Annotated in this window: 15 protein-coding genes; 9 read left to right on the top strand and 6 right to left on the bottom strand. The window is 61.6% G+C overall.

All coding sequences use genetic code 11. The annotated features are described in order from the left end of the window. Together IWX87_RS11765 and ppa are read right to left on the bottom strand one after the other, a co-directional pair. On the bottom strand, positions 1-4119 hold the full coding sequence (locus IWX87_RS11765) for a chemotaxis protein CheB (protein ID WP_196863709.1): 4119 nt from the start codon (positions 4117-4119) through the stop codon (positions 1-3). Between the two features lie 423 nt (positions 4120-4542). Beyond that, positions 4543-5085, bottom strand: a complete 543-nt coding sequence (gene ppa / locus IWX87_RS11770) for an inorganic diphosphatase (protein WP_196863710.1) — start codon at positions 5083-5085, stop codon at positions 4543-4545. A gap of 295 nt (positions 5086-5380) precedes the next feature. Here ppa and IWX87_RS11775 point away from each other — a divergent pair, with 295 nt between their 5' ends. Beyond that, positions 5381-7567, top strand: coding sequence for a sodium-translocating pyrophosphatase (locus IWX87_RS11775; protein ID WP_196863711.1), 2187 nt, complete (start codon positions 5381-5383; stop codon positions 7565-7567). 154 nt (positions 7568-7721) lie between these two features. On the opposite strand, the gene IWX87_RS11780 is transcribed toward IWX87_RS11775, so the two are convergent. Continuing rightward, the gene (locus IWX87_RS11780) at positions 7722-8426 is read right to left on the bottom strand and encodes a GntR family transcriptional regulator (protein WP_196863712.1); all 705 of its coding nucleotides are present in this window, start codon (positions 8424-8426) and stop codon (positions 7722-7724) included. 108 nt (positions 8427-8534) lie between these two features. On the opposite strand from IWX87_RS11780, the gene araD reads away from it, so the two are divergent. The 8 genes from araD to glp all read left to right on the top strand — a co-directional run bounded on the left by araD (position 8535) and on the right by glp (position 18053). Further along, positions 8535-10274, top strand: coding sequence for an L-arabinonate dehydratase (gene araD / locus IWX87_RS11785; RefSeq protein WP_196863713.1), 1740 nt, complete (start codon positions 8535-8537; stop codon positions 10272-10274). A gap of 17 nt (positions 10275-10291) precedes the next feature. Beyond that, positions 10292-11008, top strand: coding sequence for a ribonuclease activity regulator RraA (locus tag IWX87_RS11790; RefSeq protein WP_196863714.1), 717 nt, complete (start codon positions 10292-10294; stop codon positions 11006-11008). A gap of 64 nt (positions 11009-11072) precedes the next feature. Continuing rightward, positions 11073-12056 carry a tripartite tricarboxylate transporter substrate binding protein gene (locus IWX87_RS11795; protein WP_196863715.1) on the top strand — a complete coding sequence of 328 codons (984 nt, stop codon included), beginning with the start codon at positions 11073-11075 and terminating at the stop codon, positions 12054-12056. A 150-nt stretch (positions 12057-12206) separates the two neighbouring features. Beyond that, positions 12207-13640 (top strand): aldehyde dehydrogenase family protein, encoded by a 1434-nt coding sequence (locus IWX87_RS11800; RefSeq protein WP_196863716.1) that lies wholly within the window; start codon positions 12207-12209, stop codon positions 13638-13640. 258 nt (positions 13641-13898) lie between these two features. Next, positions 13899-14660 carry an SDR family oxidoreductase gene (locus tag IWX87_RS11805; RefSeq protein WP_196863717.1) on the top strand — a complete coding sequence of 254 codons (762 nt, stop codon included), beginning with the start codon at positions 13899-13901 and terminating at the stop codon, positions 14658-14660. 122 nt (positions 14661-14782) lie between these two features. Continuing rightward, entirely contained in the window at positions 14783-15913 is a 1131-nt protein-coding gene (gene moaA / locus IWX87_RS11810) for a GTP 3',8-cyclase MoaA (RefSeq protein WP_196863718.1), read from the top strand. Positions 15914-16071: 158 nt separating this feature from the next. Further along, entirely contained in the window at positions 16072-16716 is a 645-nt protein-coding gene (gene mobA / locus IWX87_RS11815) for a molybdenum cofactor guanylyltransferase MobA (protein ID WP_196863719.1), read from the top strand. Then, positions 16713-18053, top strand: coding sequence for a gephyrin-like molybdotransferase Glp (glp, locus tag IWX87_RS11820; RefSeq protein ID WP_196863720.1), 1341 nt, complete (start codon positions 16713-16715; stop codon positions 18051-18053). The genes mobA and glp overlap by 4 nt, the downstream gene beginning before the upstream one ends. Before the next feature lie 20 nt (positions 18054-18073). Here the strand turns inward: glp and IWX87_RS11825 are convergent, their stop codons facing one another. Genes IWX87_RS11825 through IWX87_RS11835 form a run of 3 tightly spaced genes read right to left on the bottom strand, consistent with a single transcriptional unit; the run spans position 18074 to position 24157 of the window. Then, positions 18074-21244, bottom strand: coding sequence for an efflux RND transporter permease subunit (locus tag IWX87_RS11825; RefSeq protein WP_196863721.1), 3171 nt, complete (start codon positions 21242-21244; stop codon positions 18074-18076). Beyond that, positions 21241-22863 carry an efflux RND transporter periplasmic adaptor subunit gene (locus IWX87_RS11830; protein WP_196863722.1) on the bottom strand — a complete coding sequence of 541 codons (1623 nt, stop codon included), beginning with the start codon at positions 22861-22863 and terminating at the stop codon, positions 21241-21243. Before IWX87_RS11830 ends, IWX87_RS11825 begins: the two co-directional genes overlap by 4 nt. Positions 22864-22885: 22 nt before the next feature. Next, positions 22886-24157: a TolC family protein gene (locus IWX87_RS11835; RefSeq protein WP_231374756.1), complete on the bottom strand. Its 1272-nt coding sequence runs from the start codon at positions 24155-24157 to the stop codon at positions 22886-22888. Positions 24158-24246 lie beyond the last annotated feature (89 nt).

Genomic DNA, 24246 nt, shown 5'->3' on the forward strand with positions numbered 1-24246 from the left:
TCAAAGCGGGTCGTTTGGAACCAGCTGGGCGATGCTCTGGCAGATGTGCGCCACCGTAGCGGGTTTAGAAAGGTGAGCATTGAAGCCGCTTTGCAAAGCTCTTACCGTGTCCACCTGTCGGCCATAGCCGCTGAGCGCAATTGCCTTGAGATTTCGCCAGTCAGGGCGCTTGCGAATCTTGCGGATCAGCTCGTAACCATCCATGTAGGGCATGCCAAGGTCTGAAATCAGCAGGTCGTAGCTGTTTTTCTCCAGCATTTCCAGCGCCTGCTGGCCGCTGCAGGCCATGTCCACATCAGCACCCTCCAGACGAAGCAGTGCCGAGAAAGGCTCCAGCAAGTCAATCATGTCATCGACCGCCAGAATCCTGAGCCCTTTGAGGTTTGCACTGGATTGGCTGGCTTTTTTGTCCTGCATCCTGGTTTGCGCCAGTGGCAGCCAGATGGTGAAGCAGGTGCCCTTGCCCAGGCCTTCCGAATCGGCCAGCACCCTGCCACCCTGCGCCACGGTCAGGTCGCGCACCAGCGTCAGGCCCACGCCCAAACCGGTGTTGGTGTTGTAGATTATTTGTTCAGGCGCCTGGACAAACATGCCAAAGATATGGGGCAGGAATGCCGGATCAATACCCTGCCCAGTGTCGGTCACGCTCATGGTGGCAAATGTGCTGTCGCGGCCGAGTCGCACGGTGACAGTTCCGCCCGCAGGCGTGAACTTGATGGCGTTGTTGATGAGGTTCCACAGAATCTGCTCTGTGCGGACGCGGTCGCACAGGGCCACCAGTTCTTTTTCGGTGTATTCGTAAGACAGCGTCAGGCCTTTCTTGCTCGCATCATCGCGCGCAGCACCGGCAATCGAGGTCGCCATTTCAGCCAGGTCGACCGGTGCCAGCCGCAGCGTCAGTTTACCGGTACGGGCACGCGACAGGTCCAGCAAGTCATCAATGATCTTCGTCTGGCTGACCACGGCGCTGCGAATGGTTTCGCCGGCCCGGGCCACTTCGGGAAGCGCGCGCACCTCGGGGTGACTCAGCAGCAATTCGGTGTTGACCTGAATCAGGTTCAGCGGGTGCTTGAGTTCATGCGACATCACAGCCAGAAACTGGTCCTTGAGTTCGTTAGCGTGTTTTTCCATGGCCAGCAACTCGTCGCGGCTCACCTGCTGCGACCGGCTTTCGGTCATGTCCTTGGCAATCTTGGCATAACCGCCGGCCTTGCCTTCGAGCCGGGTGACCACGCCGCTGCAAAAAAAAGTGCTGCCGTCCTTGCGCAGGTGCCAGCGCTCGTCCACGCTGCGGCCGTCTTCGTGTGCGCCGCGCAACTCGCCTTCCGGTGCCCCGGCGGCACGGTCTTCGGGGGTGAAAATGATGGAAAACGGCTGGCCCACAATCTCTTGCGGCGTATAGCCAAAATTGCGCTGGGCACCCACGTTCCAGCTGGTGATGATGCCTTCCTCATCGATGGTCAAGATTGCGTAATCTTTGGTGGTTTCAGCCGCAATGCGAAGCCGTTCCTCGCCAGCGCGAAGCCTTTCCTCGGCCTTGCGCAATTCGGTGACGTCCACAAACGTCAGGACGACGCCGTCGATGTGGTCATCCATCGTGCGGTAGGGACCAATGCGGGCCAGATAATGCCTGCCGTCGCTGCTGCTGACCGGCCGCTTGATCGGGTTCAAGGTTTTGAGCATGCCAGCGGCATCTTTACCCAGCGACTCATAGTCAAGCTTGTGGGTGATATCCATCAAGGGGCGATTGATGTCGGACTCAATCAGGTTGAAGATGCGGGTTGCCTGCGGAGTGAAGCGTTTGATCTTCAAGCTGCGATCAACGAATACCGTGGCGATGTCCGACGATGTGATCAGGTTTTGCAGGTCGTCGTTCATCATGCTGGTTTCATCGACCTTGACTTTTAATTCAAAGTTGACGGTGGTCAGTTCCTCATTGATCGACTGAAGTTCCTCCTTGCTGGTTTCCAGTTCCTCGGTGGCCGAGCGAAGTTCTTCATTGACGGCTTGCTGATCCTCATTGGAAGACTTGAGTTCTTCGGTCGAGACTTCAGTCTGCTCGATGATTTGCTGCAGATTTTCCTTGAGCTGCCTGATCTCGGCTTCCAGTTGTTCGACCACCACTTGGTGCGCCTGCCCGGTACTGCTGGACTCCAGGAGCGGCTTTTCCGGCACCTCTTCGAACATCACCAGCGCCAACGCTGATTCAGTGCTGACTTCTCCGAAGAAGTGCACGCTCATTTGCACAAGAATCGTGCTGCTTCCGCGCCTAAGCGGGACAGCATGTGTCTTGACCTGCTTGCCGGTGTGCATGGCCTGGTAAAGTGCCGTGCGCAATTCGGTGCGCAACTCGGCCTGTGTGTTGTCCAGAAGATTGACCGACGGCGCGCCGCTACCCGGCAACAGGAATTTGCCAACATTCTCCGACAGATGCAGGATGTTGTGCTGGCTGTCAATCAGCACACTGGGCAGGACGACCTGCTCGATCAGCGAGCGATGCAGCTCTGCAGACGAAGCCGGCTTGGGCGCGCGCCGGTCGGGCCCACGGCGATTGAAAACCGGGCTGTCACTGGGCGGCTCCTTGGCGAGCAGCAAATGGCGGGTGGAAGTGCCACTCGGATTGACCTTGAAAAACCGGTTTTTTTTGTCCACCACGGTGTAGAGCTTGTGCGCGGCCTCCACAGCTTCCGAACTGCCCAGGAACAAAAACCCTTCAGGCTTGAGCGCAAAGCGAAAGGTTGACAGCACACCGGCCTGGGCCGCCTTGTCCAGATAAATCAGCAGGTTGCGGCAGCAAATCAGGTCGATGCGCGAAAAAGGCGGATCGCGCAGGACATTGTGGTTGGCAAAAAGCACTTTTTCACGCATTTGCTTGAGCACCCTGAACTGCTCTTTTTCGAAAGTAAAAAAACTTTTAAGCCGGGCGGGCGACACATCGGTTGCGATCGATGCCGGATACAAACCATTGCGGCCAAAGTTGACGGCCCTTTCATCAATGTCCGTGGCAAAAATCTGCAGTTCGGACGTGCAGTGGTGCAACTCCATCTGCTCCTTGAGCAAGATGGCGACTGAATAAACTTCCTCTCCGGTGGCGCATCCCGCCACCCAGACGCGAACCGACTCGTCTGGCGAGCGGTTGGCCAGTAGCGCTGGAAGCACATCGTTTTCAAGTGCCTCAAAGGCTGCCGGATCGCGAAAGAAATTTGTGACGCTGATCAGCATGTCCTGAAGCAGCAGCTTGAGCTCTTGAGGGTGCACACGCAAAAAGTCGCGATAGGCCGGCAGGTCATGAACGCCATTGACCTGCAACCGGCGTGCAATGCGGCGCAAGACAGTGGCGCGCTTGTATTGGCGAAAATCATTTTTTGAATAAATGCGCAGCGCAGACATGATGTCGCGCAGCGCCTCTTCGGCAAGCCGGGCGGACTCGTCGCTGTCCGCAATGTCAGCCCGGAGCGACAAGCCATCCTTACGGGGCAGACTGATGCGGGAGGCATTGGCCCAGAGTTCCTGCAGCCGCCTTGGCATATCTGACGCCGTCGCGACGAAATCAACCATGCCGGTGGCAATGGCGGCTTTGGGCATGTCGTCATATTCGGCATCCTCGGGTTGCTGCACCAAGGTGACGCCGCCCTCTTCCTTGACCCGCGCCAGGCCGGAGGCGCCGTCGTGGCCGGTTCCCGACATCACGACGGCAACGGCCCTTTCCTGGTGAACCTCGGCCAAAGTGCGAAAAAACAGGTCGATGGCCAGGTGGGCACCCCGAATACGCGAATGGCTTGCCAACTGCAGGTGCCCGTCGTTCATTTCCAGGTCGTGCGTGGGCGGTATCACATACACATGGTTGGCTTCAATGGCGGTCAGTTCCGTCACCTGCATGACCGGCATGCGGGCAATACGCTGCAGTATCTCGGCCACATTGCTTTCATGGTCTGGCGACAGATGAAGAATGACGACAAAGGCCATGCCGTTGGCAGCGGGCATGCGCTCGAAGAACCGCAGCAGGGCCTGCAGTCCACCCGCCGATGCACCAATGCCGACTACAGGAAATTTGAGCGGACTTTTAATCAAGTCGTCGCTGTTTTCAGGGTTCAGGGAAGCGTCGCGCGGATCTGCCATGCTGATGAACCAGTCGGGGTAAATGGAATCTGATATTACCTTTGCATGCTGACACAAAAGCCTTCCAGGCTGACGCCGCATCGCATATGACATTATTCATCCGGAGCAGCTTAAATAATCAGATTCCGGAACCTGTTTTCAGGGAAATTGACAAAAAACCTGAATTTACATTGTTTAACGCTTGCGTCCGATATAAGGCGGGTATTGCTCGAAGGGCTTGGCTTCCAGCAGCTCCTCACAGCCGCTGCGGAGAATCATCACATTGCATCGCGCACTCCAAATAGGCAAAAAGCGCTGCCTGACTGAACTGGAAGCGCTTTTTTGCAGAAAATACCGATTTTGTTTTTGCTACTATTTTTATAGCTGACTATGCATATGGGATATGCGCAAAGCCGATAAAAAGCTTCAAACTTATGGAAGAAATCACGCCTCCTGCTGTTCCTTGGCGTAATTGGCGATGCCGTCGGTGATTTCCTTTTTGGCGGCTTCCGGACCTTCCCAGCCTGATATCTTGACCCATTTGCCTTCTTCCAGGTCTTTGTAATGCTCAAAGAAATGGGCGATGGTTTTCAGGCGCAGCGGATTCATGTCCTCGGGCTTTTGCCAGTGGCTGTACAGCGAGCATTTCTTGTCAACGGGCACAGCCAGAATCTTGCCGTCTTCACCGGCTTCGTCGGTCATCTTCAGGATGCCGATGACGCGGCAGGTCACCACCACGCCGGAAATCAAGGGCACCGGTGTGATCACCAGCACATCGACCGGGTCGCCGTCACCGCTCAGGGTCTGGGGAACATAGCCATAGTTGCACGGGTAGTGCATCGCGGTGCTCATGAAGCGGTCCACGAAGATGGCGCCGGACTCCTTGTCGACCTCGTACTTCACCGGATCGGAGTTCATCGGGATTTCGATGATCACGTTGAAGGCGTCGGGAGCATTTTTGCCGGGAGTAACTTTATCTAGGGACATGGTCGCTTTGAAGTTGATGAAAACACGTTGATGAAAAAACGGCCTGCCGGGCCGCTGCGTTCAGGTTGCCCGACAGTCGCTGGTTGCGGGTCGGGATTTGCAGGCCGACAGAAGATTAATTGCCCGCATTTTACTGATGCCGACCTTACGGGTTGCCAACGGCAGGTGTTTTCGCGTTTAATTTCCCTGAGTTGGCCAATCGTCCTGTCGCCCACCGAGCGAGCCACGAGGAAGCAACGCAGCGGGGGTCCGCTTGCGTGGCACCCATCAAAGCAAAAAAACGTCGGAGGTATTTATGACAGGTCACTCAGCCGCGCTCATTCTTGCGCTGGTTTGCGGGCTCATTGCCGTGGGATACGGTTTTTGGGCACGCCACTGGATTCTTTCCCAGGACGCGGGCAACGCCCGAATGCAGGAAATATCGGCCGCCATCCAGACCGGCGCTGCCGCTTATCTGGCCCGGCAGTACACCACCATTGCCATCGTTGGCGTCATTCTGGCGGTGCTGATCGGGGTGTTTCTGGACAGCAAGACCGCCATTGGCTTCGTGGTCGGGGCGCTGTTGTCAGGGGCCTGCGGCTTCATCGGCATGAATGTGTCGGTGCGCGCCAATGTGCGGACCGCGCAGGCGGCCACGCGCGGCATTGGCCCGGCGCTTGACGTGGCCTTTCGCGGCGGCGCCATCACCGGCATGCTGGTGGTGGGCCTGGGGCTGCTGGGTGTGACCGGATTTTTCTGGTTCCTGGTTGGCAATGGCAACTATTTGCCCACCAGCAAACTGGCCGACCTGCTTAATCCGCTGATCGGCTTTGCCTTTGGCTCGTCGCTGATTTCGATCTTTGCCCGACTCGGCGGCGGCATCTTCACCAAGGGCGCCGATGTGGGCGCTGACCTGGTCGGCAAGGTCGAGGTCGGGATTCCCGAAGACGACCCGCGAAACCCGGCCGTGATTGCCGACAACGTGGGCGACAACGTGGGCGACTGCGCCGGCATGGCGGCCGATTTGTTCGAGACTTATGCAGTGACGCTGATTGCCACCATGGTGCTGGGCGCGCTGCTGGTGGCCGCCGCGCCGGTCAACGCCGTGCTGTACCCGCTGGCGCTGGGCGCCGTTTCGATCATCGCGTCGATCATTGGCTGCTTTTTTGTCAAGGCCTCGCCCGGCATGACCAATGTCATGCCGGCGCTGTACAAGGGCCTGGCCGTGGCGGGTTTGCTTTCGCTGGCCGCGTTTTACTTCGTCACGATCTGGCTCATGCCTGACGACGCCATTTACGTCACGGGCAGCCAGATGAAGCTGTTCGGCGCCTGTGCCGTCGGCCTGGTGCTGACCGCCTGCCTGGTCTGGGTGACCGAGTACTACACCGGCACGCAGTACGCACCGGTCAAGCACATTGCGCAGGCGTCAACCACCGGCCACGGTACCAACATCATTGCCGGCCTGGGCGTGTCGATGCGTTCGACCGCCTGGCCAGTGATTTTTGTCTGCATTGCCATTTTGGTGTCCTACAACCTGGCCGGGCTGTACGGCATTGCCATTGCGGCAACGTCCATGCTCAGCATGGCTGGCATCGTGGTGGCGCTTGACGCCTACGGCCCGATCACCGACAACGCCGGCGGCATTGCCGAAATGGCCGACATGCCGCCCGAAGTGCGCGCCGTGACCGACCCGCTGGACGCCGTGGGCAACACCACCAAAGCCGTCACCAAGGGCTACGCGATTGGCTCGGCAGGGCTGGCCGCGCTGGTGCTGTTTGCCGACTACACCCACAAGCTGGAGAGCTATGGCCGCGCCATCAGCTTTGACTTGAGTGACCCGATGGTCATCGTCGGGCTGTTCATCGGCGGCCTGATTCCCTACCTGTTCGGCGCCATGGCGATGGAAGCCGTGGGCCGTGCTGCGGGTGCCGTGGTGGTGGAAGTGCGCCGCCAGTTCAAGGAAATTCCCGGCATCATGGAAGGCACGGCCAAGCCTGAATACGGCCGCGCCGTTGACATGCTGACGACGGCGGCGATCAAGGAAATGATCATTCCTTCACTGCTGCCTGTCATCGTGCCGATCGTGGTCGGCCTGCTGCTCGGCCCCAAGGCGCTGGGCGGCCTGCTGATGGGCACGATCGTCACCGGCCTGTTCGTGGCGATTTCGATGTGCACCGGCGGCGGCGCCTGGGACAACGCCAAGAAATACATTGAAGACGGCCACCACGGCGGCAAGGGAAGCGAAGCGCACAAGGCGGCCGTCACCGGAGACACCGTGGGCGACCCGTACAAGGACACCGCCGGCCCGGCCATCAACCCGCTGATCAAGATCATCAACATCGTGGCGCTGCTGATCGTGCCGCTGATGATGAAGTTCCATGGCGGCGAGGTGCAAGCCGCGCCAGTTGCTCCACTGCAGGCGCCAACGGCGTTCAGCGGCCCGGCCGCACCGGTGATGACGCCGATGGCGCCAGGCATGCCGGCACCGGCCGCTTCTCGATAGGGTGCGAATCGGCCTTGCCACCACTTGCTTGGGCGGGTGGTGGCTTGGTTCTTTCTTGTCGCTTACCGCTATCCACGGCTTTGGCAGCGATTGCGTTGATCACGACAACACACAGAAACACTGCGTTGAAGCACCCTGCGCGTCCGTTCGCAGGCTAAACAATCCAGTCCGGAAATCGCTGCTTGATGCTGTCCACAAAAGCCAGTGTTCCGGCCAGGTGCTGGCGCAAGGCCTGTTGTGCCCCTGGCGCGTCCTTGCGCGCGAGAGCTTCGACGACGACCCGATGGTCCCGCACGATCGACTGGGGCTTGCCTTCTTCGGGCATGTTCAGGCGGCGCAGCCGGTCCACATGACCGCTTTGTCTGCGCACCAGCGTCCACAGTGGCCCCACACTGGCCGCTGCGTACAGTTCCTGATGGAATGCAAGATCGGCCAGGGCCAGTTTTGGAATGTCCAGCGGGTTGAGCGCAGCCTCCTGCACGGCCAAGCTCGCGTTCAACCGCCGCACCAAATCGCCGTGTTCCGCTTGCGGCAATACACACAGGACAGTCAAAATTTCCAGTTCAATCGCCCGACGCAGGAAATGCGACTGCAGCGCCGCCGACAAATCGATGCGGCTGACCACCGTGGCGTGTTGCGGAAAAATATCGACCAGTTGCTCTTCGCCCAGACGCAACAGGGCATCGCGAATTGGCGTCTGGCTGATGCCGAAGTGATCCGCCAATTCGGCGCGCTGCAACACCGTTCCGGGCTCCAGCTGCACCGAAACGATCAGTTCCCGCAAAACTTCAAACACTTGCGGCGCCGACTGGCGGGTACGGTCCAGTTTGAGCGGCGCAATATTCGCGAGAGCAGTCATGCGGTCTTTACGGTTGGTAAGGGTGGCGGTCAGGGTAAATCATAGCATTGACACACTAATATATTAGTGCTTTAATTTTCCCACTATTTTGAACCACAAGCCCTTCTGATGAAACACAAGACCTATGAAGAATTGCGCAGCGCGCGCTGGTTTGCGCCGGACGATGTGCGGTCTTTCGGCCACCGCTCGCGGGTGATGCAGCTGGGCTACGGCCCCGAGGACTGGGAAGGCAAGCCGGTCATCGCCATCCTGAACACCTGGAGCGACATCGGTACCTGCCACGGCCACTTCAAGCAGCGCGTCGAAGACGTGAAACGCGGCGTACTGCAGGCCGGCGGCTTTCCGCTGGAGCTGCCTGCGCTGTCGCTGTCCGAATCGCTGGTCAAGCCGACCACCATGCTGTACCGCAACCTGCTGGCGATGGACGTCGAGGAACTGCTGCGCAGCCACCCGATTGACGGCGCGGTGCTGATGGGCGGCTGCGACAAGACCACGCCCGGCCTGGTGCTAGGGGCGCTCAGCGCCGGCATGCCCTTCATCTTCATGCCGGCCGGCCCGATGCTGCGCGGCAACGTCAAGGGCAAGGTGCTGGGTTCGGGTTCGGACACGTGGAAATACTGGGACGAACGCCGCGCGGGCAAGATCAACAAGGCGCAGTGGCTGGAAGTCGAAGGCGGCATTGCGCGCAGCCATGGCCACTGCATGACGATGGGAACGGCCAGCACCATGACCGGCATTGCCGAGGCGATGGGCCTGACGCTCCCCGGCGCGTCGTCGATTCCGGCCGTGGATTCGAACCACATCCGCATGGCCACCGAATGCGGCCGCCGCATTGTCAGCATGGTCTGGGAAGACCTGACACCGGCCAAACTGCTGTCGCGCGCCTCGTTCGAGAACGCCATCACCGTCGCCATGGCGATGGGCTGCTCGACCAACGCCATCATTCACCTCGTCGCCATGTCACGCCGTGCCGGCGAGCATTGCGCCGTCGGACTGGACGACTTTGACGCCGCCAGCCGCAAGGTGCCGGTGATCGCCAACATCCGGCCGAGCGGCGACACCTACCTGATGGAAGATTTTTACTACGCCGGCGGCATGCTCGGCATGATGAGCGTGCTGAAAGACCACCTCAAGCTCGATGCGCTGACCGTCACCGGCAAGCCGCTGGGCGACAACCTGGTCGGCGCCGAGGTTTACAACCACGACGTGATCCGGCCGCTGGACAACCCGATCTATGCCGAAGGCGCGCTGGCCGTGCTGCGCGGCAACCTGGCGCCGGATGGTTGCGTCATCAAGCCCAGCGCCTGCGCGCCGCGCTATTTTCAGCACACCGGCCCGGCGCTGGTGTTCGACGACTACCCGTCGATGAAAGCCGCCGTCGACGACGAAAACCTCGACGTGACGGCCGACCACATCATGATTTTGCGCAACGCCGGACCGCAGGGTGGCCCCGGCATGCCCGAGTGGGGCATGCTGCCGATCCCGCTCAAGCTGGTCAAGCAGGGCGTCAAGGACATGCTGCGCATCTCGGACGCGCGCATGAGCGGCACCAGCTACGGCGCCTGCATCCTTCACGTCGCGCCCGAGGCCTATATCGGCGGCCCGCTGGCACTGGTCAAGACCGGCGACCTGATCAGCGTCGATGTGCCGGCCCGGCGCATTCACCTTGAAGTCAGCGACGACGAACTGGCCCGGCGCCGCGCCGCCTGGACGCCGCCGCCCAAGCGCTTCGAGCGCGGCTACGGCTGGATGAGCGCCCGGCACATCCAGCAGGCCGACACCGGCTGCGATTTTGATTTTCTTGAAACCTCGTTCGGCGCGCCCATCGGCGAGCCCGACATTTACTGAAAGCGAAAGACCCTCCAATGGCACTCAATCCCGCGACGCGTGACAAGCTCAAGACCGTCAGCACCGCCACGCTGTGCACTGCCCTGTTCAAGCGCGGCCTGCGCAACCAGTTCATCCAGGAGGTGCGTCCCATCAACCCCAGCCTGCCGACCATGGTGGGCGAAGCCTTCACGCTGCGCTATATTCCAGCGCGCGAAGACCTGAACCCGATCAGCGTGTTCCAGGACCCCAAGCACCCGCAGCGCGTCGCCGTCGAGCAGTGCCCCGAAGGCGCGGTCCTGGTGATCGACAGCCGCAAGGACGCCCGCGCCGCCTCGGCCGGCTCGATTTTGATCACGCGGCTGATGGTGCGCGGCGCCGCCGGCATCGTCACCGACGGCGGCTTTCGCGATTCGCCCGAGCTCGCCGTGCTGCCCTTCCCCACCTACCACCAGCGCCCGTCGGCCCCGACCAACCTGACATTGCACCAGGCGCTGGACATCAACGTGCCGATTGGCTGCGGCGACGTGGCGGTGTTTCCGGGCGACGTGATCGTCGGCGACCAGGAAGGCGTGTTCGTGATTCCGGCGCACCTGGCCGACGAGGTTGCCGACGAGGCGGTGGAAATGACGGCCTTCGAGGATTTCGTGACCGAAGAAGTGCTCAAGGGCCGCGCCATCATCGGCCTGTACCCGCCCACGCAGCAGCAATCCAAGGACGATTTTGCAGTCTGGCGTCAAGCCAAGGGGCGCTGAATCGCCGTCCATTGGCGCGCTGCGCCCTGCCACACGCCAACCTACTTCATCAGGAGATAAATTTATGTCAAAAAGACGTCTTGCGCTTATCACCATTGCATTTTCAGCTATTGTTTTCATAGCATCAACGGGCGCAGCCCTGGCCCAGTCCGACTACCCCAACAAACCGGTGAAGATCATCGTTCCCTTCCCCGCCGGTGGCACCAGCGACGTGATGGGCCGGCTGGTTGCCGAGGAACTGGGCAAGATCCTCAAGCAACCCTTCATCGTCGAGAACATCGGCGGTGCCGGCGGCGTGATCGGCACCGAGCGCGGTGCCAAGGCCACGCCCGACGGGTACACCCTGATCCAGACTGGCGTCGGTCAAAACGCCGTGGCCCACGGCCTGGAGCCTTTCCCGAAATACGACTCCAACACCGATTTCATGCACATCTCGCAGGTGCATTCCGGCCCGAATGTGCTGGTGGTGCATCCCAGCACCCCATTCAAGACGGTGAAGGAACTGGTCGACTACGCCAAGGCCAACCCCGGCAAGCTGGACTACGGCTACACGCCAGCCGCCTCCGGCCATATGGCGATGGAGCAGTTCAAGCAGACCGCCGGCATCTTCATGCTGGGCATTCCCTACCGTGGTGGCGGCCCGATGATGACCGACATCCTGGGTGGCACGATCAAGATGATGTTCATCAACCAGGACGTGGCGCTGCAGCACGTCAAGGCCGGCAAATTGCGCCCGCTGGCGGTATCGAGCGCCCAGCGCAATGCGCTGTACCCCGATGTGCCAACTGTGGCCGAGTCCGGCTACAAGGGGTTTGAAGCGCTGTCATGGTCGGGCATTTCCGCACCCAGGGGCACACCCCAGCCGATCGTCGACAAGCTCGAAGCGGCACTGGTGCAGGCCATGGAGTCGCCTGCCGTCAAGCAGCGCCTGGAATCGCAGGGTTTTGTCGTGCCGGTGCAAGGCGCCAAACACTACGCCGGGTTCGTCAAGAGCGAAGAAGCGCGCTGGACACGGGTCATCAAGACTGCAGGCATCAAGACGCCCTGAACCGGTCAAGGGCTACGGCGCGGTCCGTTCCATAACTGTTGCTGGCAGCAGTCGGGCTTGCGTCGCTTCAAGCGGCGGGGCGGGGCTGTCGTGCTGAAGCTTTCGGCGAAGAGGTAGCCTTGTACGCCACATTCACGCAAAATCATGTCCATGCAACTCAACTACATTGCCAACACCCGCGTCCCGTCCCTCTCCGGAAAGACCATTGCGGTCATTGATCCTTCCGATGGTCAGGTTTTCGACAACATCCAGCGCAGCACGGCGCATGACATCGACGTGGCGGTGCGCAGCGCCAGAGACTGCCTGGAACTGGTCTGGTGCCGGCTCAGCGGCACCGAGCGCGGACGGCTTTTGATGCGCCTGTCGGTCAAGGTGGCCGAACATGCCGATGAACTGGCCCTCATCGAGCAGCGCGACTGCGGCAAACCGACCCGGCAGGCCAAGGCCGACGCCCTGGCGCTGGCCCGCTACTTCGAGTTTTATGCCGGCGCCTGCGACAAGCTGCATGGCGACACGATCCCCTACCTGGAGGGCTACAGCGTGATGACCTGGCGCGAGCCGCACGGTGTGACCGGCCACATCATTCCGTGGAACTACCCGATGCAGATTTTTGGCCGCAGCGTTGGCGGCGCGCTGGCGGCGGGCAATGTCTGCGTCGTCAAACCCAGCGAAGACGCCTGCCTGTCGTTGCTGCGCGTGGCCGAACTGGCCGCCGAGGTGGGCTTTCCGGCCGGCGCCCTGAATATCGTCACAGGCTATGGGCATGAAGTGGGCGACGCGCTGGCCCGCCACGCCGGCATCGACCACATCAGCTTCACCGGCAGCCCCAACATAGGAACGCTGATTCAGCAGGTGGCGGCCGAGCGGCACTGCCCGGTCACGCTGGAACTGGGCGGCAAAAGCCCGCAGATCGTGTTCGCCGACGCCGACCTGGACGCGGCCATCCCCGCCATCATCAACGGCATCGTGCAAAACGCCGGGCAGACCTGCTCGGCGGGCTCGCGCCTGCTGATTGCACAGGCCATCTACGATCCCTTGCTGGCGCGACTGGGGCAGGCGTTTGAAGCTCTGCGCGTCGGCCCGGCCGCCATGGACCTGGACGTCGGCCCATTGATTCGCCAGAGCCAGCAGCAGCGCGTGTGGGACTTTTTGAGCGATGCCCATGTCGCCGGCATTCCGATGGTGGCGCAGGGCCAGATCGTCGATGAAGCGCCGGACAGCGGCTTTTACCAGGCGCCTACGCTGCTGTGCGACGTGCCGGCCGACCACCGCCTGATGCAGGAAGAAGTCTTTGGGCCCGTGCTGTGCGCGCTGCAGTTTAAGGATGAGGACGAGGCCGTCGAACTGGCCAACGCCACCCGCTTCGGGCTGGCCGCCGGCATCTGGACCGCCGACGGCGCGCGCCAGTTCCGCATGTCCAGACGCATCAGGAGCGGCCAGGTGTTCATCAACAACTACGGTGCTGGCGGCGGTGTCGAGCTGCCCTTCGGCGGCGTGAAGTCGTCAGGCTATGGCCGGGAAAAGGGCTTCGAGGCGCTGTATGGGTTCACCACGCTGAAGACGGTAGCCGTGCGGCATGGCTAGACAGCCGCGCGACTTGCGCCGCAGCCTGTTGTCGGGTTCAGGCTTGCCCAGCCCCACCGTCCTGCGATGAATTGCAGACTGTGCGGGCCCGACTTGCGCACCACTGATGGCATCGAATGGCGCATAAGCCATGGAGTGGCCGAGACTTGACAACAGGCTTCACAAAAGACAAATAACGATTAAAAAAGGCTTCCAGCCCACAGCTGGCAAGCGCTGACAGCTATCAAATAAATAGTAACCAACCCGGAGACAACACCCATGCGCGTCAAGAACAAATCCATCATCGTCACCGGTTCCGGTGGCGGCATCGGCGAAGGCATCGCCCGGCGGCTGGCGGCCCAAGGCGCCCAGGTCATCGTCAACGACATCCATGCCGAACTGGGCGAAAAGGTGGTCGCCGCCATCGTCAAGGCTGGCGGCACCGCGTCATTCTTTGCCGCCGATGTCACCAAATCGGATGAAGTCAAGGCACTGGTCAACGCTGCCGTCCAGCGTTACGGCCGGCTTGACGTGATGGTCAACAATGCCGGCTGGACGCACCGCAACCAGCCGGCGCTGGATGTGAGCGAGGACGATTTTGACAAGTGCTACGCCATCAACGTCAAGAGCATCTATTTGGCGACCATCCATGCGACGCCGGTGTTCAGAAGCCAGGGCGGCGGCAGCTTCATCAACATTGCCTCCACCGCCGGCGTGCGGCCCCGCCCCGGCCTGACCTGGTACAACGGCTCCAAGGGCGCAGTCATCACCACCTCAAAGTCGCTGGCGGCCGAACTGGGGCCGGACAACATCCGGGTCAATTGCGTGAACCCGGTGTTCAACCCCGACACCGGCCTGTCAGCCGACTTTGCCGGCGGCCCGCTCGATGAAACGCGCAAGGCACGCTTTCGGGCGAGCATTCCGCTGGGGCGGTTTTCGACCGCGCTGGACGTGGCCAATGCGGTGCTCTATTTGGCCAGCGACGAGGCCGACTTCATCAGTGGCGTGTGCCTGGAGGTGGATGGCGCCCGTTGTGTCTGAGGAAAAAAGACGCGAGCCCTTGACCTGGGCCGCACCGATCACGCATATCTTCCGTGGGTAAAGCAGGCGGCGCGGGGGCGGGACAGACCGATGGGGTAAATTCTCCCCTAAGGCCCATCACCATGACAGACACACCACGCAAGATCATTCCCCTGGCAGACCTGCGTTATGCCAGCCGCATTCCCGCCGTCCCGGCCCACCTGACAGCGCCAAGCGGCCTGCTCAGCGATACACTGGGCCGGCCGCTGCGCGATTTGCGCATCAGCGTGACGGACCGCTGCAACTTTCGCTGCAACTACTGCATGCCGAGCGAGACTTTCGACAAGGACTATGCGTTTTTGCCACAAAGCTCGCTGCTGAGCTTTGAGGAAATCACCCGTCTGGCGACGATTTTCGTCGCCCACGGCGTCGAAAAAATCAGGCTTACTGGCGGTGAACCCTTGCTGCGCAAGAACCTGGAAGTGCTGGTCGGCATGCTGGCAAAGCTGCAAACCCCTGGGGGCAAGCCGCTGGACATCACGCTGACGACCAATGGATCACTGCTGGCCCGAAAAGCCCAGTCGCTGAAGGACGCCGGTCTGCAGCGCGTCACCGTCAGTCTCGATGCGCTGGACGACGCGATTTTTCGCGGCATGAACGACGTTGACTTTCCGGTCGCCGACGTGCTCCGGGGTATCGAGGTGGCGCACCAGGTCGGCCTGGCGCCGGTCAAGGTCAACATGGTCGTCAAGCGCGGTACCAACGACCACCAGATTCTGCCGCTGGCTCGGCATTTCCGGCATTCCGGCGCGGTGCTGCGGTTTATCGAATTCATGGACGTGGGCGCGACCAACGGCTGGCGCATGGACGAGGTGTTGCCCTCCCGCCAAGTGATTGATCGCTTGCACGCCGAATTCCCCTTGACGGCCATCGACCCCAACTACAGCGGCGAAACCGCCGAACGCTGGCGCTATCTTGACGGCGCGGGGGAAATTGGCGTGATCAGCAGTGTGACCCAGGCGTTTTGCGGCGAATGCAACCGCGCGCGGCTGTCCACAGAAGGCAAGCTGTTTTTATGCCTGTTCGCCAGCCAGGGCCACGACCTGCGCGCCTTGCTGCGCGGAAATCTGGCCGACGAGCAGATCGCCGCTGCCATTGGGCCGATCTGGCAGGCGCGTTCGGACCGCTATTCGGAATTGCGCGCCGGGTTGCCGCCCGATGCCAGTCCGGCAGGCGATGCCAAGCGCATTGAAATGAGTTACATCGGCGGGTGAGTGTGGCCCCCACGCTCCCCACTGCGTGTGGTTCGCTGCCCCCCGAGGGGGCCGCTGCGCCTGCGGCCTGGCGAAGCCAGTTCCGCGGCCCCTGCTGGGGAAGAGGTGACGCCACTGCGCTTGTCGCTTCGCATAATGCACATTTTTAGGAACACTGGATGACCATGAACATGAAGACACCTTTGCATGCCGAAGCCATCACGGGCGTGATCCTGGCGGGCGGACGCGGCTCGCGCATGGGGGGCGCGGACAAGGGGCTGCAAAACTTCAACGGCGTGCCGCTGGCATTGCACACCTTGATGCGGCTGTCGCCGCAGGTGGGCGAAATCATGATCAATGCCAACCGCAACCTGTCTGCCTACGAATCCTTTGGCGTTCCGATCTGGCCTGACACCACTTCGCTGGGCGACTATGCGGGGCCGCTGGCCGGTTTCATTACAGGCCTGGAACGGTGCGAAACACCTTATCTGCTCACCGTGCCGTGCGACACGCCGCTGTTTCCCACCGATCTGGTCGCGCGCATGGCCGACGCGATGGCGCGGGAAGGCGCTGACTTTGCCGTGGCCGCCGCGCGTGAAGAAGTTGGCCAGTTGCGGCCGCAGCCGGTGTTTTGCCTGATGGGCGTGGACATGCTTGAAAGCCTGGCGCGTTTCACCCAGGCCGGCGGCCGCAAGATCGACGCCTGGACGGCGCAGCACCACACCGTCATCGTGCCGTTTGACCAGCCCGGCGATGCGCCGCATGCCTTTTTCAACGCCAACACGCTGGCCGAACTGCATCAGCTCGAAGCCAGGCAGCCGTGAACGCCATCGACGCCATTGCCGCCCAGTTGCAGGGCTATGACCCGCAGGCCATGACGGCCGACGGCGTGCGCGATTTTCTGGCCCGGCTGGTGACGCCGGTTCAGGACACGGTCGAGACGCCCTTGTTTGAAGCGCTTGGCCGGGTTCTCGCAGCCGATGTGGTTTCGCCCTTCGACGTGCCGCCGCATGACAACTCGGCCATGGACGGTTTTGCATTTTCAGGTGCTGAACTGGCGTCAAATGCTGCGCTGGAGTTGCACGTTGCTGGCACGGCGCTGGCCGGCAAGGCCTGGCAGGGCAGCGTCCATCCCGGCCAGTGCGTGAAGATCATGACCGGGGCCATCATGCCGGCCGGTCTGGACACGGTGGTTCCGCAGGAATTCGTCCAGTTGCGCCGAACCGGTGAGCAGGAAACCGTCACGATTCCGGCGGGCCTGCTGTGTCTGGGGGACAACCGCCGCCTGCGCGGGGAAGACCTGGCGCAGGGCCAGCCAGCGCTGCAAAAAGGCGAGCTTCTCACGCCCGCCCGGCTTGGGCTGGCAGCCTCTTTGGGTCTTAAAACACTGTTAACCTGGCGGCCCCTGCGCGTGGCCTACTTTTCCACCGGCGACGAAATCCTGTCGCTGGGCGAAGCGCCGCGCGAAGGCGCCGTGTACGACAGCAACCGCTACACCGTCTTCGGCCTGCTCAGCCGACTGGGTTGCCAGGTTATCGACCTGGGCGTGGTGCGCGACGAACCCGCACTGCTCGAAGCTGCGTTCACCAACGCCGCCCGGCAGGCGGACGCCATCATCACTTCCGGCGGCGTCAGCGTCGGCGAGGCGGACTACACCAAGGCGATGATGAAAAAGCTCGGTGACGTGGCGTTTTGGCGCATCGCCATGCGGCCGGGCCGGCCCATGGCGGTGGGACGTATCTCAAACATCAAATTGGCACCTGGCGCAAGTGGAACGGGCACTAACAGCTATCAAAATGAAAGCAAAGGCGCGGTGTTGTTTGGCCTGCCCGGCAACCCGGTGGCGGTGATGGTGACCTTCCTGGCGTTTGTGCGCCCTGCCCTGCTGCAAATGATGGGCGCAACACCCGAGCCGCTGCTGCTGCTCAAGGCCCACAGCCGCGAAGCCCTTCGCAAGAAACCGGGCCGCACCGAGTACCAGCGCGGCTGGGTTTCAACCGCGCCGGATGGTTCGCTGCAGGTCAAGACCACCGGCAGTCAGGGCTCGGGCGTGCTGCGCTCGATGGCCGAGGCCAACGGGCTCATCGTGCTGCACCACCACCAGGGCAACATCGCCGTAGGCGATGAGGTCGATGTGATGATGTTCGACGGCGCCATATAGCGCCATGACAGGTCAGGAGGTCAGGCGGGCGCCTGGCGGCCTTTCCAGAACTGCCAACGAGACGACGTTTTCAGCCGTGGTCTGCGCATCAGCAGGTAAACAGCCGGAATCACGAACATTGACAGCAGCGGCGCGGTGATCATGCCGCCCACCATGGGCGCGGCGATGCGCTGCATTACCTCCGAGCCAGTGCCCGCACCCCACATGATCGGAACCAGGCCGCCCAGGATCACCGCCACCGTCATGGCCTTGGGCCGGACTCGCAGCACGGCACCGTCCCGAATGGCATCCAGCAGATCGTCGGCAGTGGCCTTGCCGCCCTCGATGCGGTCGTTCCACGCACTTTTCAAGTACAAAAGCATGATCACGCCGAATTCCGCAGACACCCCTGCCAGCGCAATGAACCCGACAGCGCCCGCCACCGAGAAGTTGTAGTTGAGCAAATACAGCAGCCAGATCCCCCCCACCATGGCGAAAGGCAGTGTCGCCATGATCAGCAACGCTTCTCCGAAGGAGCCAAAGCACAGGTAGAGCAGCACAAAGATAATGAGCAGCGTGAACGGCACCACCACCTTGAGCTTGGCCGTGGCACGCTCCAGAAACTCGAACTGGCCTGACCAGGAAATCGAATAGCCTGGCGGCAAATTAACCTGTTTGGCCACAGCCTGCTGCATGTCCTTCACGGCAGAGCGCAAGTCCCGGTCACGAATATCCACGTAAACGTAGCCTGTCAGCCGGGCGTTTTCGCTGCGAAGCATGGGGGGGCCGTCTGTGACTTTTACATCCGACACGTCGGACAGCACCAGACGCTGGCCACGCTTGGTGATGATGGGCAGATTTCGAAGTTTCTCCAAAGAATCCCGCATCTCTCGGGGGTAGCGCATATTGATCGGGAAACGCTGCAGTCCCTCGACGGTTTCCCCGATATTTTCACCCCCGATAGCAGACGAGATGACCGACTGCACGTCTGAGATATTCAGCCCGTAGCGCGCGGCGTCGTCGCGCCGGATGTCGATGTCCACGTAACGCCCGCCCGTCAGGCGTTCGGCAAGCGCGCTGCTCACACCCGGGACATCTTTGAGCGCCAGCTCGATCTCGCCGGTAATCCGGTCAATCGTGGCAAGGTCGGCACCCGCCACTTTCACCCCCACCGGGCTCTTGATGCCGGTGGCCAGCATGTCAATGCGGTTGCGGATCGGCGGCACCCAGATGTTGGACAGGCCCGGCACCTTGACGATGCGGTCCAGTTCCTCGACCAGCTTGTCGGCGGTCATGCCGGCGCGCCACTGGTCCTTGGGCTTGAACTGGATGGTGGTTTCAAACATTTCCATCGGTGCCGGGTCCGTGGCGGTTTCAGCGCGGCCCGCCTTGCCATAGACGCTGGCCACCTCGGGAACGGTTTTGATCAGGCGATCGGTCTGCTGCAGCAGTTCGGCCGCCTTGCCCGCCGAGAGACCCGGCAAGGCCGTGGGCATGTAAAGCAGATCGCCTTCGTCAAGTCGGGGCATGAATTCGCTGCCGATGTGCTGCAAGGGCCAAAGGCTGAGCACCAAAGCCACGCCAGCTACCACCAGCGTCATCTTGGGCGCACGCAGGACCACTTCCAGCAAGGGGCGATAGACAGCGATGAGCAAGCGATTCAGCGGATTGCTCTTTTCATCGGGAATACGGCCCCGGATCAGGTAGCCCATCAGCACCGGAATCAAGGTGATCGACAAGCCGGCGGCGGCGGCCATGGCATAGGTCTTGGTGAAGGCCAGCGGCGAGAACAAGCGCCCCTCCTGGCCCTCCAGTGTGAACACCGGAATGAACGACAGCGTGATGATCAACAGCGAGAAAAACAGCGCCGGGCCCACCTCGGCAGCCGCCTCGCCAATGACGTGCCAGCGGGCAGGCCCTTCGAGTTTTTCGTCCGGGTGCTTGTGGTTCCAGTTTTCCAGGTGTTTGTGCGCGTTCTCGATCATCACCACTGCCGCATCGACCATGGCGCCAATGGCAATCGCAATGCCGCCCAGCGACATGATGTTGGCGTTGACGCCCTGGTAGCGCATCACGATGAATGCCGTCAGGATGCCCAGTGGCAGCGAGATGATCGCAACCAGGGCCGAGCGCATGTGAAACAGGAAAATAAAACACACCACCGCGACCACCAAAAACTCTTCCAGCAGCTTGTACGTCAGGTTCTCCACCGCACGCTCGATCAGGCCCGAACGGTCGTACACCGGCACGATTTCCACGCCCTGGGGCAGGCTGGCCTGCAGGGTCTTGAGTTTTTTCTTGACCGCTGCAATGGTCTCCAGCGCATTTTTTCCGGAACGCATCACGATGACGCCGCCGGTGGCTTCGCCTTCACCGTCAAGCTCGCCGATGCCGCGCCGCATTTCAGGCCCTATCTGGATACGTGCCACGTCGCCCAGGCGTACAGATACACCGGCGTCGGTCGTCATGAGCGGTATTTTCCGGAAGTCGTCCAGGCCTTGCAGATAGCCTGATGCCCGGACCATGTATTCAGCTTCACCCATTTCGAGCACCGAACCGCCGGCTTCCTGATTGGCGTTTTGTACGGCTTCTACCACCTTGGTGTGCGGGATGCCGTAAGCGGCCAGCTTGTCAGGGTCGAGCACGATCTGGTACTGGCGCACCATGCCGCCCACCGAGGCGACCTCGGCCACATTGGGGATGGTTTTCAATTCATACTTCAAAAACCAGTCCTGCAAGGCCCTGAGCTGGCCGGCATCCTGCGTCCCGCTGCGGTCGACCAGCGCATACTGGTAAATCCAGCCGACACCCGTTGCATCCGGCCCAAGCGTGGCCTTGGCGCCTGCGGGCAAGCGCGACTGCACCTGGTTCAGGTACTCCAGCACCCGCGAGCGCGCCCAGTAAAGGTCGGTGCCATCCTCGAACAGCACATAAACGTAGGAATCGCCGAAGAACGAGTAGCCCCGCACCGTCTTGGCGCCGGGCACCGAGAGCATCGTCGTCGTCATCGGGTAGGTGATCTGGTTCTCGACAATGCGCGGCGCCTGGCCCGGGTAGGTGGTCCGGATGATCACCTGGACATCGGACAGGTCCGGCAAGGCATCAAGGGGGGTTTTAAGCACCGAATACACGCCCCAGGCGCCCAGCATCACGGTCGCCAGCAGCACCAGAAAGCGGTTGACGATTGACCAGCGAATGAGTTGGGCAATCACTTGGCGCCTCCGGCGGCTTGAGGCATAGGTGCCAGCGGGGATACGCGGGTGAGTTGCGGCAATCCCTCGGCATCCATGTAAAACTCAAAACTCACCCGGTCGCCAGCTTGCAGATTGGGCGGCAGCTTCTCAGCGGGCGGACGCTTGAAATCCATGGTCATCGCGCCCCACTTCAGCGCCGGGATGGGGCCATGGGACAGGGTGAGTGCATCAGGACCCATGGCATCGAGCTTCGCTTCACTTTCATACCGCAGCGCTGCGCTGGCAACCGCTGGCTTGGGCGCCTCATTGAGACGTGCCTCGACCCCTTTAAGGCTGGCCTCGGAATCGATCAGGAATTGCGAAGACACCACCACGCGTTGACCGGCCAACAGGCCGCGCTTGATCTCGGTCTGTCCGCCGCTTTCGATCCCGGCCTGCACATTGACCGGGCGAAACCTGCCATTGTCCTCGGCCAGTATCACCACCATGCGCTTGCCGGTCTGGATCACTGCTTCGGTCGGAATCAGCAGGGCTTTTTCGTTACGCGTGTCCGTGAACTGCATCTCAACGAACATGCCGGGAACCAGGCGATCGCCAGGATTGGCCAGTTCAAGCCGGGCTTTCAGTGTCCGGGTGGCCGCGTTCACCTCCGGCAAGATAGCCTGCACCTTGCCCTCAAACGTCATTCCCGGCACGGCCGGACTGCTGGCCTGCACCTTGGCCCCCACGCGTACCAACGCGGCCTGGCCCTCGGGCACCTCGGCATTGGCCCAGACCGTGGACAAGCCGTTGATGCGGAACAAGGTGGCCCCTGGCATCACGGTCATGCCCTCGCGGGCCATCAATTCCACCAGCACCCCGGCGATGGGGGCCACGACGGTGATGCGCGCCTGGATTTTTTCAGAGGTTTCCACCCCCCGAATCTGCGCGTCGCTCATGCCGGCCTGGCGCATGCGCTGGCGGGCACCGTCGACCAGCACGGCCAGATCGGTGCCTTGCATGCGACGCACCGAAAGAAATTCCTCCTGAGCGGCCACCCAGTCCGGCACATAGAGTTCGGCCAGTGGCTGGCCCTTGGCGACCCGATCCAGCGTGGCACGCACATACAGGCGTTCCACATAACCGGTTGCACGTGCCTGGACGATGGCCTGGTCGCGCTCGTTGAAGGCTATGCTGCCGACAGCAGACATTTTTGGCGACAGTGTGCCTTCGGTTACCTGTGCGGTGCGCACCCCCAGGTTTTGCTGGACGCGGGCACTCACGGTCACCTTTCCCTGGTCACCATCGCCGCCGGCATAGACGGGCACCAGCATCATGTCCATGAAGGGAGATTTGGCCGGGTTGTCGAACTTGTTGCCAGGCACCATCGGGTCCTGGTAATACAGGACCTTCTTGCCAGCGACAGGGTCCATATCGCCCGCCTTGATGCCAGAGCTGATATGCCGGCGGGTGGCATCTTCGCCTTCGGCGATGCTTTGCGGAACCGTACCGGTCGCGGCATTGGGGCCTTGAGGGATGGAAACGGCAGCTGGGGCCATGCCCATGCCGCGCTGCATGCCGACCATGTACACGCCGTAGCCGGCGACACTGAGAAGGCTGGCCATGACCAAGCCAATGATGAGGGGTTTGAGTTTCATGTTCTTTTTTTTGGTTGTAGGTTCATGGGTGTGCGTTGAAAGCCATGTCTTTCGCCGCAGGAATCAGATAGTTGATCTGGGCCCACAGGCGCGCAGTGTCCATCTCCAGGCGGAGTCTTTCCATTTGCATATCGACTTCCCCACGCCGCGCCTCCAGCACGGCAGTGAGCGACCCCGCCGCACCGCGATAGGCCGCGATGGCAGCGCGCGTTCGTTCTGAGGTCAGCGGCAACAGCGAGGCGTCATAGCGGCCCAGGCGTTCACGGTTGCTGCGCCACTCCTGCAACATTGCCAGCGTCTGCGCGACTTGCATGCGCGTGCCTTCTTCGCGTTCGGCGCGCACCTGCTCCAGCAAAGCCAGCCTGGCCCCAAGCTCCCGGTCTTGGCGGTTTTTTTGATTCCATTGCAGCGGAATCGACATATTTATCGAAACCATGTTGGAGAAAGCCGGTCCACGCTGGGAATACATCAGCTCGACGCTGACATCGGATTTTTTGTTTGCCAGCGCCAACTCGACATCGGCTTGTGCCGTGGCCTCCTTGCGCATCAAAACATCAATTTCTGGCTGGTTTGCAAGCTGAGATTCGAGATTTCCCGAATGCAGGCTGACCCTATCAAGGGCAGGCGGCGCACCCAGTGGCTTTGCGGCTTCGGCACCTACCCAGCGGGCCAGTTGGGTGGTTGCGGTTTCAATTTGCCGATCGGCCAACGCCAGTCGGTCGTCAAGTTGCGCCACCGCAGAGCGCGCCGCAAAGAGGTCAGCCTGCGATCCGCGACCACCCCGGTAGAGGGCATCTGCCGCTTCGATCTGCAGCTTGGCTTCGTCCCGCTGGGTGCGCAGTAACCCGCGCATTCGTTCCTGGTAAAAACGGTCGAGCCAGGCAATGGCTGTCTCGCGCTGCAAGCTGGCAAGCGCCACCCGGCGCCCCGCTTCGGCCGTTTCGGCTTCTCGCTCAAGACGGGCAGACCGCGCCTGTCGCTTGTCACTGCGGGTAATTTCCTGCATGACGCCCACAGAGCGCATCGTCATGAAGTCGCGCGTCAGGCTGAATTGGTCCGGGCCATCGGCCGGCAGGTTGGTCACGCCGAGTTTGAGGACCGGATCGGGCAACTGGCCGGCCGACACCGCCATTTCCCGCGCCGCTTTCGCGCTGGCATCCTGGGCCAGCAATTGCTGGGACCGGGCGGCAGCCAGCTGCTGTGCTTGCGGCAAAGACAAGGGTTCGGCCGCCCAAAGCGGCATTGTGGCGTTAGCCAGCAGCGCAGCCGCTGCGACCCGTCGAATGAGACCCATGGAACAAAGAGAAAACATAAAACCTCCAGACAACAAAACAAGCTGCCGGCACGCATGGCGTGCTCAGGCAGTGGCTAGGAGCTGGAGGA

This window comes from Polaromonas sp. CG_9.7, from assembly GCF_015752205.1.
Classification (GTDB): domain Bacteria; phylum Pseudomonadota; class Gammaproteobacteria; order Burkholderiales; family Burkholderiaceae_C; genus Polaromonas.